10 protein-coding genes are annotated in these 13,587 nt (G+C 58.4%); 5 read left to right on the plus strand and 5 right to left on the minus strand.

Annotated features, from left to right (window positions below; translation table 11 throughout):
* Positions 1-28: 28 nt before the first annotated feature.
* Positions 29-994, minus strand: coding sequence for a 2-hydroxyacid dehydrogenase (locus tag KDX37_RS04880; RefSeq protein WP_231651549.1), 966 nt, complete (start codon positions 992-994; stop codon positions 29-31).
* A gap of 83 nt (positions 995-1,077) precedes the next feature.
* Between KDX37_RS04880 and KDX37_RS04885 the strand changes: the two genes are divergently transcribed.
* From KDX37_RS04885 to KDX37_RS04905, 5 genes are all read left to right on the plus strand, one after another.
* Positions 1,078-1,707 (plus strand): LysE family translocator, encoded by a 630-nt coding sequence (locus KDX37_RS04885; protein ID WP_231651550.1) that lies wholly within the window; start codon positions 1,078-1,080, stop codon positions 1,705-1,707.
* Between the two features lie 170 nt (positions 1,708-1,877).
* Positions 1,878-3,560 (plus strand): fatty acid--CoA ligase, encoded by a 1,683-nt coding sequence (locus KDX37_RS04890; RefSeq protein WP_231651551.1) that lies wholly within the window; start codon positions 1,878-1,880, stop codon positions 3,558-3,560.
* A 344-nt stretch (positions 3,561-3,904) separates the two neighbouring features.
* Positions 3,905-5,842 carry a DUF1302 domain-containing protein gene (locus KDX37_RS04895; RefSeq protein WP_231651552.1) on the plus strand — a complete coding sequence of 646 codons (1,938 nt, stop codon included), beginning with the start codon at positions 3,905-3,907 and terminating at the stop codon, positions 5,840-5,842.
* A gap of 30 nt (positions 5,843-5,872) precedes the next feature.
* Entirely contained in the window at positions 5,873-7,237 is a 1,365-nt protein-coding gene (locus KDX37_RS04900) for a DUF1329 domain-containing protein (protein WP_231651553.1), read from the plus strand.
* 216 nt (positions 7,238-7,453) lie between these two features.
* Positions 7,454-10,186: a LuxR C-terminal-related transcriptional regulator gene (locus KDX37_RS04905; RefSeq protein WP_231651554.1), complete on the plus strand. Its 2,733-nt coding sequence runs from the start codon at positions 7,454-7,456 to the stop codon at positions 10,184-10,186.
* A gap of 26 nt (positions 10,187-10,212) precedes the next feature.
* Here KDX37_RS04905 and KDX37_RS04910 read toward each other — a convergent pair whose 3' ends face one another.
* The 4 genes from KDX37_RS04910 to rutC form a co-directional block, all read right to left on the minus strand.
* The gene (locus tag KDX37_RS04910) at positions 10,213-11,403 is read right to left on the minus strand and encodes an HD-GYP domain-containing protein (RefSeq protein ID WP_231651555.1); all 1,191 of its coding nucleotides are present in this window, start codon (positions 11,401-11,403) and stop codon (positions 10,213-10,215) included.
* A gap of 421 nt (positions 11,404-11,824) precedes the next feature.
* A complete protein-coding gene (gene rutF / locus KDX37_RS04915; protein WP_231651556.1) occupies positions 11,825-12,367 on the minus strand; it encodes an NADH-dependent FMN reductase RutF in 543 nt (180 codons plus the stop codon).
* Positions 12,368-12,379: 12 nt separating this feature from the next.
* A complete protein-coding gene (rutD, locus tag KDX37_RS04920) occupies positions 12,380-13,159 on the minus strand; it encodes a pyrimidine utilization protein D (RefSeq protein WP_231651557.1) in 780 nt (259 codons plus the stop codon).
* Between the two features lie 41 nt (positions 13,160-13,200).
* Positions 13,201-13,584, minus strand: a complete 384-nt coding sequence (gene rutC, locus KDX37_RS04925; protein ID WP_004885146.1) for a pyrimidine utilization protein C — start codon at positions 13,582-13,584, stop codon at positions 13,201-13,203.
* Positions 13,585-13,587 lie beyond the last annotated feature (3 nt).

Genomic DNA, 13,587 nt, shown 5'->3' on the forward strand with positions numbered 1-13,587 from the left:
CGATCAGGTGTGCGCTGTTTCTCGCGGCTCAACTCACGACGCGCAGCGGCTTGCCTGCGAAGAACGCTTGAGCATTCTCGGTGACCTGACTGACGATGCGTTGGCGAGCTTCCTTGGCACCCCAGGCACTGTGCGGGGTAATGATCAGCCGGGGTATGTCGCCCGCCAGTAATGGGTTGCCCGCCACTGGAGGCTCGACCGTCAATACATCCGAAGCAGCACCGCCCAAGTGGCCATTACGCAGTGCGTCAGCCAGCGCCTGCTCATTGATCAGCCCGCCGCGTGCGGTATTGACGATGAATGCCTGCGGCTTCATGAGGCTCAGTTCATGGGCGCCGATCATGTCCCGAGTGCTTTCATTGAGCGGGCAATGCAGCGTCAGTGCATCGACTTGCGGTAGCAGTTGCGCCAAGGGCAGGCGGTCGGCGCGCTCCGGCCTTCCAGGGATGTGCCCCAACAAGACGTGCATGCCGAATGCCTCGGCGAGTTTTGCCACTGCGCTGCCCAGCTCGCCATGCCCCAGCAGACCCAGCGTCTTGCCTTCCAGCTCGACAATGGGGAAGTCCAGCAGGCAGAACTGTTTCGATTTCTGCCACAGACCTTGCTGCACTGCGTTTTGGTAGTCCGGCAGGCGCGTGGCCAGTGCCAGCAGTAATAACAACGTGTGCTGGGCAACTGAAGGCGTGCCGTAGCCCTGACAGTTGCACACTGTAACGCCGTGCTCGCGTGCCGCGACCAGATCGACGTTGTTGGTGCCGGTGGCTGTCACCAGCACCAGCCGCAGCTCGGGGCAGGCTGCAAACGTGCTGGCATCGATCAGGACCTTGTTGCTGATCGCCACCTGCGCGTGCTGAAGCCTTTCGGCCACCTGTTCGGGCGCAGTGCTGGCATACAGCTGCAATTCACCGAAGCTTTCGCGCAACGACCCAAGATCCAGGTCGCCCAGATCGAGAGAAGTGTGATCCAGAAAGACTGCTCTGCCAGGATTGCTCATAGCTGTACCTTTACGAAGAAAATGAAAAGCGTAGTGTGACGAGCCTACCAGAGCAAAAGCTTGCCAACATTTCAGGAGATCCCATGTACTGGGCCGAGTTTCTTACCGTTGCATTGATCCACTTGCTGGCTGTCGCCAGTCCAGGGCCGGATTTCGCCGTTGTGGTACGTGAAAGTGTTACCCATGGTCGCAAGGCCGGAACATGGGCCGCACTGGGCGTCGGTTCGGCCATTTTCGTGCATGTGGGCTATTCGCTGCTGGGGATCGGCATCATCGTGTCCCAGTCCATCGTGCTGTTCAACGCCTTGAAGTGGGCAGCCGCCGCGTACCTGTTCTACATCGGCATCAAGGCCCTGCGCGCCAAGCCAGCCGTGGTGTCGGACGAGGCCGTCAGCGCTCCCGTAGGCGAGCGGACGGCACGAGGCGCCTACGTAAGCGGTTTCGTGACCAATGGGCTGAACCCCAAAGCAACGCTGTTCTTCCTTTCGTTGTTCACCGTCGTGATCAACCCGCATACCCCTCTGTTGGTGCAGGGCGGTTATGGCGTTTACCTGGCGGTGGCCACGGCAGTCTGGTTCTGCCTGATCGCCCGTTTGTTCAGCCAGGCGCGAGTGCGTGCTGGATTCGCACGCCTGGGCCACTGGTTCGACCGCGCCATGGGCGGCGTGCTGATTGCGCTTGGGCTCAAGCTTGCGCTGACCGAAATCCGGTAAGACAACACCAGCGGGAGCACTGATCGTGGCGTGTCGTTGGCCCATTCGCTACGAGGAGGGTAGCCAACCGCCACCTGACGAAATCATTCCTTCGGCTGATTTGGCTGGCGAGAGAGCGCTCTAGAGTCCATATTTCAGGCTTGGCCTGTGAACTTTGAAAAGGGACTCATATGTTACAGACTCGCGTTCTTCCGCCAGCCGATGGCGCTTATCAGTACCCTTTGTTGATAAAACGGCTATTGATGTCTGGAAGCCGTTACGAAAAAACGCGTGAAATCGTTTATCGCGATTCTGTTCGCTATACCTACCTGACACTCAACGAGCGCATTTGCCGTTTGGCCAATGTGCTGACGGCTGCAGGCGTCAAGGCTGGCGATACGGTTGCGGTCATGGATTGGGACAGCCACCGATACCTGGAATGCATGTTCGCGATCCCGATGATCGGAGCCGTGATTCACACGGTCAACGTACGCCTCTCGCCAGAGCAGATTGCCTACACCATCAACCATGCCGATGACCGCTTCGTATTGGTCAACAGTGAATTCGCAGGCTTGTACAACGCCATTGCCGGGCATCTGACCACTGTCGAAAAAACGCTGTTGCTGACAGATCTTCCGGAAAAAACCGCCGATCTTCCCAATCTCGTCGGTGAGTACGAGCAGTTGCTGGCGGCAGCGAGCCCCGAATACGAGTTCGAGGACTTCGACGAGAATTCGGTCGCAACCACGTTTTACACCACAGGCACGACGGGTAATCCGAAAGGGATTTATTTCACCCACCGCCAGTTGGTGCTACACACCATGGGGGTCGCGACCATCATGGGGTGTATCGACAGTACCCGTCTGTTGGGCACCGATGACGTGTACATGCCCATCACACCGATGTTCCACGTTCACGCCTGGGGCATTCCGTACGCGGCGACCATGCTGGGGCTCAAGCAGGTTTACCCAGGCCGCTACGACCCGGAACTGCTGGTGGAGTTATGGCGCAAGGAGAAAGTCACCTTCTCCCACTGCGTGCCCACCATCATGCAAATGCTCCTGGGTGCAAAAGCTGCCAAGGACACGGATTTCGGCGGCTGGAAAATCATCATCGGGGTCAGCTCGCTGACGCGCAGCCTGTATCAGGCCGCAAAATCGAAGGGTATTCAGCTCACCGCTGCCTACGGCATGTCCGAAACCGGACCGCTCATTTCGGTCGCGCACATCAACGAAGAGCTGAAAGCCGGCAGTGACGACGAGCGCATCACCTATCGAATCAAGGCCGGCGTGCCTGGCATGCTGGTTGACGCCGCCATCGTCGATGGTGAAGGCAATTTCCTCCCCGCCGATGGCGAGACTCAGGGTGAGCTGGTGTTGCGTGCGCCATGGCTGAGTGAGAGCTATTTTCGCGAACCTGAAAAAGGTGCCGAGCTGTGGGCGGGTGGCTGGTTGCACACGGGAGATGTCGCGACCCTGGACAGTATGGGGTTCATCGATATTCGCGACCGCATCAAGGATGTGATCAAGACCGGGGGTGAATGGATTTCCTCGCTTGAACTTGAGGACCTGTGCAGTCGGCACCCGGCCGTACGCGAAGTGGCCGTAGTCGGTATCGCCGACCCGCAGTGGGGCGAGCGTCCCTTTGCCTTGCTGGTGATTCACGAAGGGCAGGAGCTTGATGCCAAGGCATTGAAGGAACACCTCAAGCCGTTTGTCGAGCAAGGGCATATCAACAAGTGGGCCATTCCGAGCCAGATCGCGCTTGTTACTGAAATTCCCAAGACCAGTGTCGGCAAGCTCGACAAGAAGCGCATGCGGCTGGACATTGTCGAATGGCAGAGCAGCAACAGCGCTTTTCTTTCGACACTCTGATGCGGCTGTGAGCCATGTCACGACTGACATGGCTCACGAGATCTGTATTCAAGCCCCTCATCAACTTGCCAAATCCGCAATTTAAGCCATTCTCCCCTCCAGGCCCGTCGGGAACAGCCGGGCCAGAGGCGTTGGTGCTGCAAATCACACTTTAGAGGGATCAAGCATCAGCGCCTGCTGGATATAGTCGGCACAGGGAATGAGCAATCGCGGAACCTTACATTTTGTGTTGTAGCCACTTGGGCTGCCTGATGAATGTTGACAGTCAGTTTGTTGATTCGATGGCTGAGTCGCTTTTGGAAGTTCCCACTGCCATAACAATAAAAGCACATGGAGTAGCGTCGATGACAACAACCAACCCATTCTGGCGCCGGGCTAAATTGCCTCTGGCTGTCAGCCTTGCCTCTTCGCTCGCCGGTCCTGCTTTCGGCGTCTCATTCAACATCGGAGAAATCGAAGGCAGTTTCGACTCCTCGCTCTCGGTCGGTGCCAGTTGGTCGACCGAAAACGCCAATAAAAACCTGATCGGGGCCAACAACGGTGGCCGCGGTCTGTCGCAGACGTCTGATGACGGCCACTTGAACTTCAAGCGTGGGGAGACGTTCTCGAAGATCTTCAAGGGCATTCATGACCTCGAACTCAAATACGGCGACACCGGCGTGTTCGTGCGTGGCAAGTATTGGTACGACTTCGAACTCAAGGATGAAGGCCGTGAGTTCAAGGACATCAGCGACTCCAATCGCAAGGAAGGCGCCAAGTCTTCCGGGTTCCAGTTACTCGACGCCTTCGTGTATCACAACTATTCGATCGCTGATCAGCCGGGTTCCGTGCGTTTCGGTAAACAGGTTGTCAGTTGGGGTGAAAGTACCTTCATCAACGGCGGTATCAACAGCATCAACCCCGTCGATGTCTCCGCGTTCCGCCGTCCTGGTTCCGAAATCAAGGAAGGCCTGATCCCGGTCAACATGTTCTACCTGTCGCAGAGCCTGACCGATAATCTGTCTGCAGAAGGTTTCTACCAGCTGGAATGGGATCAGACGGTTGTCGACAACTGCGGCACCTTCTTCTCCCAGCCCGACGTGATTGCTGACGGTTGCAACAACAACCTTGCGGTCCTGCGCAGCCGCAGCGGGCTGAACAGTTCGCTGACTGCTGCCGGTCTGCCCGCTGCAGCGCGTGGCGCTGTTTTCAACTCGCTGTCTCAGCAGGGCGTCGTGTTCGGCAACCCTGACGAGGGCGCTGTGGTTCGCCGCGGCCCTGACCGCGATGCACGCGACAGCGGCCAGTTCGGCTTTGCGTTGCGTTACAACTTCGAACCGCTGGACACCGAGTTCGGCGCTTACATGATGAATTATCACAGCCGTGCGCCGATCTTCAGCGGTCGTGGCGGTTCTGCTGCATCGTTCAGCCCGGCCGGGCTGGTGGGTTCGCTGGTGCGCAACGGTCTGCCAGCCGCCACGGCCACCGCATTGGCGCCGACCTTGCTGCCAGTCGTGGTCGCAGGCAACTCCAGCTATTACGTCGAGTACCCTGAAGACATCCGCCTGTACGGTCTGAGCTTCTCTACCACGTTGCCTACCGGCACCGCGTGGAGCGGCGAGATCAGCTACCGTCCGAATGCGCCGGTACAGGTCAACACCACCGACATCCTTTACTCGGGCATTTCTCCACTCAACCCCAACGTATCGCTGTTGAGCGGTCAGCCCAATACCGATCAGCCGGGCTATCGCCGCAAGGAAATCACCCAGCTGCAAACCACCTTCACGCAGTTCTTCGATCAGGTCATGGGCGCAGAACGCCTGACACTGGTGGGTGAAGTGGGCTTCACCCACGTGGGCGGGCTGGAAAGCACCTCGAAAATCCGTTACGGCCGCGACCCGGTCTACGGTCCAGGCCCATTGCCGGCTGGCCAGTGTGCGGCACTCAACGCCGGTACGCTGACAGGCGCGGATCAGAACAACCTGACCCGTTACTGCGAGAACGACGGTTTCACCACCGCCAACTCGTGGGGCTACCGTGCCCGCGCAATCTGGGACTACAACAGCTTCTTCGCCGGGGTGAACCTGCGTCCGAGCGTGGCCTGGTCGCATGACGTCAAAGGCTACTCGCCGGGCCCTGGCGGCAACTTTGAAGAAGGCCGCAAGGCGGTCAGCCTCGGGCTCGATGCCGAATACCAGAACACCTACACCGCAGGCCTTTCGTACACCAACTTCTTTGATGGGAAGTACACCACGGTTGATGACCGGGATTTTGTGGCGCTCAGCTTTGGCATGAACTTCTAAGAACACGGTTTTTTCGGGATGACTATGAAAATGAAAATAACAAAGGGTCTGTTGCAAGCCGGAGTGCTGGGGCTGTCATTGTTGGCGACCGGTGTGATGGCTGCGGTGTCTGAGTCCGAAGCGGCAAAACTGGGAACATCGCTGACGCCAATGGGGGCGGAGAAAGCGGGTAACGCGGCCAATACGATTCCTGCCTGGAGTCCGATGCCGAAAAACGCCGGCGCAGTCGACAGCAAGGGTTTCCTTGCCAACCCGTACGCCAGCGAAAAACCACTGTTCACCATCACGGCGGCGAACGTCGAGCAGTACAAGGACAAGCTCGCGCCTGGCCAGTACGCGATGTTCAAGCGCTATCCGGACAGCTACCGACTCCCGGTTTACCCGTCCCATCGCGGTGCGACGGTGCCGGATGACGTGTATGCATCCATCAAGAAAAACGCGACGACCACCAAACTGGTCGGTGGCGGCAGTGGGCTTGAGAACTTCGAGAACGCCATTCCGTTTCCGATTCCGTCCAGCGGTGTGGAAGTCATCTGGAACCACATCACTCGCTATCGTGGCGGCAGCGTGAGACGTCTGGTCACCCAGGCCACTCCGCAGCCCAACGGTTCCTACAGCCTGGTGTATTTTGCCGACCAGTTTGTCTTCCGCGACAAGATGAAGGATTTCGACCCGAAGAACCCGGGCAACGTGCTGTTCTACTTCAAGCAGGAAGTGACCGCCCCGGCGCGTCTGGCGGGCAGCGTGTTGCTGGTGCACGAAACCCTCGATCAGGTGAAAGAGCCCCGTTCCGCCTGGCTGTACAACGCAGGCCAGCGCCGTGTGCGTCGTGCGCCACAAGTGGCGTATGACGGTCCGGGTACCGCGTCGGATGGTCTGCGTACCTCCGATAACCTGGACATGTTCAACGGTGCGCCGGATCGCTATGACTGGAAGTTGATCGGCAAGCAGGAAATGTACATCGCTGCCAACAGCCACAAGCTGGACGATACGACGCTCAAGTACGCCGATATCATCAAGGCCGGTCACATCAACCAGGACCTGACACGCTATGAGCTGCGTCGTGTCTGGCACGTCACCGCTACCTTGAAGGAAGGTCAGCGTCACATCTATGCCAAGCGTGACTTCTTCATCGATGAAGACACCTGGCAGGCGGCGGTCATCGACCATTACGACGGTCGTGGCCAACTGTGGCGTGTAGCCGAGGCGCATGCTGAAAACTACTACGACAAGCAAGTGCCGTGGTACTCCATCGAAACCTTGTATGACCTGCAGTCAGGCCGTTATGTGGCGCTTGGCATGAAGAACGAAGAGAAGCGCGCCTACGAGTTCGGTTTCACCGCAGGTACCAGTGATTTCACGCCGAACGCATTGCGTCAGGAAGGGGTTCGCTGATACCCGAAACGGTATCGTTTTGAATACATGAGCGCTGCCCGTGGCAGTCCGCTTGCAGGAAAGCCCCAGTGGGGCTTTTCTGCTTTTCAGCGGCGCCTTATAAGTCGTAGGAATTTTGTTACAGTCTTTTCAGTGATGACCTTCAAAAGGGTCGATTAACCCGCTAGTCTCCGAACTCTTGCCAAGCCGTAAAAATGATTCCTACAAGAGTCGGCCATGACTGATCTGTCCCGCGTACAAGGGTTTGCAGACAGCGCAATTCCTGCGTTGGAAGGGCGATTCTTTCGACCTCCACTTCCTGCTGGCCATGTCTCCCGTCCCCGACTTTGTCAGCGTCTTGACGACGGTCTGAGCGGCCGCCTGCTGCTGGTATGTGCACCAGCAGGGTTTGGTAAAAGCTCGTTGGCAGTCGAGTTCTCTCAAAGCCTGCCGGACACCTGGCACAGCGTATGGCTGGGTCTGAGCTCACGCGACAGTGATCCCGGACGTTTTCTCGAACGTCTGCTGGCCGGGCTGCAACAGTTTTTTCCGCAACTGGGCGCTCAGGCCATGAGTCTGCTGAAGATGCGTCAGCGCCATCAGCCGTTTGCCTACGAACAATGGCTCGACGGCCTGCTGGATGAGCTGGCCGTGTATTTATTGCTGGGTCGACCGTTATTATTGGTACTGGACGATTATCACCTGGCCCAGGGTGCGGTGCTCGACCGCTGCCTGCAGTTTCTTCTCAACCATCTGCCAGCGGGCCTGGTGGTCATGGTTACCAGCCGGCAACGTCCGGACTGGCATCTGGCGCGTTTGCGCCTGTCCCGGCAGTTGCTCGAGATCACTGAGCAGGATCTGCGGTTGACTCATGCAGAGTCGCTTGCGGTTCTCGATCAACACAGTCTTTCCCTCGACAGCGATGCGTTGCAGCGTTTGATACAGCGCAGCGAAGGCTGGGTCGCTGGGCTGCGTTTCTGGTTGCTGGCGGCCGCCGAAGCGGGGGACGAGAGTGCCTTGCCCCAGGCACTGCATGACGGCGAGGTGCTGATTCGTGAGTATTTGCTGGAAGAGGTGATTGATTGCCTGCCAGCCGATGTTCAAGCCTTTCTCTACGAGACAGCTTGCCTCGAACGCTTTTGCGGCCCGTTGTGCAACGCCGCCCGAGACAGCCACGACAGTGCCGAAATGCTCCGCTATTTACAGGCGCATCAGGTTTTTCTGGTTCCGCTGGATGAACACGGTCACTGGTTTCGCTATCACCATCTGTTTTCCGATCTGCTGCGGGCGCGTCAGGGCGCAGGGTCACAACAGACACGGCTGCACCTCAATGCCTGTCGCTGGTTCAGCGAGCAGGGCCTGCTTGACGAGGCTGTCGAGCAGGCCCTGAAGGCTGGGCATCTGGACGTAGCCGCCAATCTGGTACAGAACCTTTCCGAAGAACAACTGCTGGCCGAGCAGAACGTCGGAATGCTGCTGCGCTGGAAGATGGACTTGCCAGACAGCCTGTTGACCAGTACGCCTCGTCTGATTGTGTTGTATGCATGGGCGTTGGGGCTGGCCTGTCAGCTGGATGCTGCTGAAGAACTCGCCAATCAGTTGAGCCGCTTTCTGCCCGCACCGTCCGCCACCGCGCAAAAGTCGATGTTGGCCCAATGGCTGGCGTTGACCGGCATCATCGCCCGGGGGCGAGGGGACAGCGACAAGACTCGTCGCTATTGCAGCGAAGCACTGCTCAGCCTGCCCGACAAGCGCTACGGCCAACGGCTGGTGTGCTTGTCGACCTTGGCCAACCTTGCGATCGCCGAGGGTGATTTGTGGCAAGCCAGAGCGTTGAACCGCGACGCGCTCGAGCTGGCACAGCGGACTTCGAACCCGCTGTTCGAAGCGTTGGCGCATTACGACCGAGCCAGAGTATTGCAGGCGCGAGGTGAAATCCTTCGTGCGCTTGACGAAGTGCGTCAGGGGTTGCAACGCCTCAAGGGCCTGTCGGCGTCGCGGCTGTATGCGGTTCGCGCACGACTCACATTGTACGAAGGTTACCTGCTGAGCCTGCGCATGCAGGTGGACGCAGGCCGCGCAAAACTGGTTGCGGGGCTGGCCGAAGCCCGGGCATGTCGAGACATCAGTGTGCTGATTGGCCACTGCGTCATTGCGACGATGGAAGGATACGCCGGGCGTTTTGCCGAAGCGTTTGCAGAACTCGCCGAGGCCGAGCGGCTGATGCATATCTGGGACGTGCCACCGGTCTATTACCTGGGCATGATCACCTTGGTGAAATGCGAGCTGTGGCTGGTGCAGGGTCGCGTGGATCTGGCTGAAGCATGGCTGTTGCGTCTGACCCAGGCCTACAACGGTGATGTGGCAGCCGCCGCGCCTGAATGCCACCCTCAGTTGCCACAGCATATTGAACTGCAACGTGCCGTTCTCGAGCGCATTCGCGGCGATCACCAGGCCAGCGGTCATCGCCTTCAGGTGCTTGAGCATCGTACTCATGAAGTGGGCGCACAGCTGATAGGTCTTCTTGCGCTCACCCAACATATCGACCTGCTGTTGAATGCCGGGCAGCACGATGAGGCTCGAGTCCTGTTTGCGCGCAGCTTGCGGGCTGCAACCGGCGGTGCGCTGATGCCTTTCAGGATCTTGCTGGTCGAGCATTCGCAATGGCTGCGTGAACAGTTGCTGCAAGCTCCGCCTTGCGCAGTACGTGACGGCCTGGTGGCAATGCTGCCTGCCGACACTGCACAGGTCACGACGTTACCTGCCAGTGGCAACGATTGCCTGAGTGTGCGAGAGCTGGATGTCCTTCGCCTGATTGCACAAGGTTGCTCAAATCAGGAAATCAGTGATCAGTTATTCATCTCTTTGCACACCGTCAAGACTCACGCCAGCCACATCAACAGCAAACTCGGTGTCGAGCGCCGCACGCAGGCTGTAGCGAGGGCCAAAGCGCTGGGCTTGTTGGGATAGCGCAGTTTGCCGCGTGCCGCGCAGATTCAGTTGGCCTTGTTTGCGCACCACAGGTGATCGACACTCTCAATGTCCCAGTCTGCGGGCAGTTCGATTCTGGCAATGGTGTCTTTCTCGTCAGCACCGGCCAGGTCAATGACGTAGGGTGAAAAAGTCTTGCGGGTCCGGGCGGACATGAAGACCTTCACTTTGGGCCGCAGCAATGACGCCTCACTCTGTTCGATCACCACTCCAAGACGTCCGCTCGCCAGTCTCACGAACGCGCCAATCGGGTAGATACCGACGGTTTTGACGAAGGTCTGAAAGACCCGCTCGTCGAAGTGGCCCTTCCAGGACGCCATTTCGCGAATGGAATGAGCCACACCCCAACCTTTTTTGTAAGGTCGGTCGGAGGTGATTGCGTCGTAGACGTCGCACACTGCGCCCATTCGGGCAAAGATACTGATCTGCGGGCCTTGCAAGCCGTGAGGGTAGCCCGAACCGTCGAATTTTTCATGGTGATGCAGACAGACGTCTATGACCGCTGTTCCGACAGGCAGATTCTCCTGGAGAATCTTCAGGCCCAGCTCGGGATGGGCCTTCATGACTTCAAACTCTTCGAAGGTCAGTCGGCTCGGTTTATTGAGCACTTCAGGCGCGATCATCATTTTGCCGACGTCATGCATCAGCCCCGCCACGCCTGCTTCCCGGATGTGCTCGTCGCGCATGCCCATGCGCCTGGCGAGCGCGACCATCAATGCACAGACCGCCACCGAATGCATATAGGTGTACTCGTCCGACGTCTTCAGGCGAGAAAGACTGATCAACGCATGCGGATGACGAAGGATGGAGTGGGAGATTTCTTCAACGAGCAACTGCACGTTTTCCATGTTCATCGAGTGGCCCATTCTGGCCTCGGTGAACATGGTCATCACAGCGTCCCGCGCCCGGCCGCAGATTATGCGCGCACGCTGGACTTCTTTCTCAAGACTCACGGGGGCGGTGTCGTCGTCGCTCGATGGCAGCGACGATTGTTCTTGACCCGGTACATCAATGCCCTGGCGGGTGTCGATCCAGATTTCGCTGGTATCGGATTGCCGAATGCGTTCAAGCACGGCTTGATCCTGCAGGACAGTCTCGACGTGGGTTATCCAGAAAGTATCACCGGTCCATGGGCGGCAGAATTTATGCACATGCATGCCGAGGGTCAGTTCTGAAACCGGGATTTTTTTCAGCATAGTCAGCCGCCCGTGGACACTGACGCGTAAAAGGCAGCGCGGGGACTGGCCAGCAGACAAATGAGGGTCGTACATAACGCGGTGGAGTGCGGGGCGGGGGAAGCGCATACGGGCATGGGGTCACCTCAATGGCAGCAAGGATCATCCTGATAGCATAGTGCCATTATACGTAGCGATCGGGAAAAAGATCACATGTATTTGCATCAGGCCAATAAACGAGGCGGCGGAATCTTTTTCAATCAGATCATCTGGTTATTGGCGTTTTCGAGTCTGAATCCGCCATCGGCCCGAAACAACATATGACCGTTCGTCCGTACTTTTTAGTGTTGACCCTGCACGCAGCCTGCCGACCTGATGACCGCGCCTTGACGTGCGGACCATGGCGAAGAGCGGCAGGGGCGATGCGGTTATCACCGGGCCTTCATACAGTGTGCGCGTTGCCCGGCAGTGAATGATAGCGACGGCCAAAATACAGCAAGGCATCTGCGGCATGCTGGTGCCGGATGTCGACCACTTGGCAGAACAATACGTCATGAGTGCCGACACTCACCGCCTGAGTCACCTGGCAGTCCAGCGCCAGTTTTGCACCTTCGAGCAGCGGCGACCCGGTGGCTGCGCAGCTCCATTCACCACAGGCAAAACGCTCCTCCTGAGACGTCTTTCCACCGAACAGGTTGGACAGCGCTTGCTGATCATTGCCCAGGGTATTCACACACAGCCTGCCGTTGCCCATGAATGTTTCATAGACCGATGCGTTGCGGTTGATGCAGACCAGCAGGGTCGGTGGCTGGTCCGTGACGCTGCACACTGCTGTTGCAGTAAAGCCTGCCCGACCGCACGGGCCATCGGTGGTAATGACGTTGACCGCTGCCGCGAGGCTGGACATGGCGTCACGAAATTGTTCGAGGCTCACCGTCGGAATTTCAGAGGGCTGAATGTCGCACAGTTGATGTGTCGCTTGCATGGGAGCAGTCCTTCAGGCTTTTGCACTGAGAAAGTCGAGCAAGGCTCGATGAAAGGGAAGCGGATCGCTGATGCTTGAGGCATGGCCGCCATACTCCAGCAGCACCAGTCTGGTGTTGCTCAGTTGCTCCGCCAGGTGCCGTGAACGCTGCCAGGGCACCAGCATGTCGTCGCGGTTGGCAATCAGCAGGGTCGGGGTGTCGATGCGCGCCAGATCAGCTTCAATGTCGAACGTTTCCAGCGCCTGGATCCGTCGTAGCAGATTTTCGGTATCAGGGAAGTGGGCGAGTGCGTGCGCTTCGTCAGCGGCCAGCCGCTCGGTGTTGGCGGCGATCCAGTCGGCCGGATACAGAAACAACGCCTGCGCCTGCACATAGGCCTCTGGACCGCTGTTCAGCAACAATTTTCTGCGCACTGAAAAACAGCGGGCGCTGTGAGGGTTCGGGCTGCTCCAGGCGTTGATCAATACCTGGCTTTGCAGCAGTTGCGGGCGTAGCAAGGCAAGCTCCAGGCAGACCAGCCCGCCCAGTGCGTGCCCGATGAAGTGGCAGCGCTGGATAGCCAGTGAGTCGAGCAGCTCCAGCAGCTCAAGTGCCATGTGCTTGATGGAATAGCCGTCGGGCAGTACCGTAGGGCTACGGCCTGTTCCGGCGTGATCGTAGACCACGACATGATAGTCGCGGGTCAGGATGGGCAGGTCATCTGCCCAGTAACGGCTGGAGCCGCCCAGACCGGAACTCAGCACCAGCGTCGGTGCGTCTGCATGCTGACAAGCGTGGATCTCGTGAAACATGCGATGTCTCCAGGTGGGCAGCAAGCGCCCATGCTCGATGCTCAGCCGATATGTGCGATGCTGGCGATTTCGATCAGGGCTTCAGGTTTCACCAGGCCGCACTGGATGCAGTAGCGAGCCGGTTTTTCGCCTGCGAAATACTCCGCGTACACCTCATTGACCTTGGCGTAGTCGGCCCAGTCGCGGATCATGATCATGTTGAAGGTCACGTCATCCATCGTGCCCCCTGCGGTCTCGATGACGCTTTTGATGGTTTCCAGAACGTGCCGGGTCTGCGCCGTCGCGTCGCCCACATGCACCACGTTGTTGTCCTTGTCGAACGGCAAGGTACCCGACACATAAAGCACGCCATCGGCCATGGAGCCCGGTACGAACGGGGCGATTGGCTTGGTGGTGCCGGCTGGGATAATGGCTTTCTTGGTCATGCT

Origin of the sequence: Pseudomonas californiensis (genome assembly GCF_021147775.1) — a bacterium.
Classification (GTDB): Bacteria; Pseudomonadota; Gammaproteobacteria; order Pseudomonadales; family Pseudomonadaceae; genus Aquipseudomonas; species Aquipseudomonas californiensis.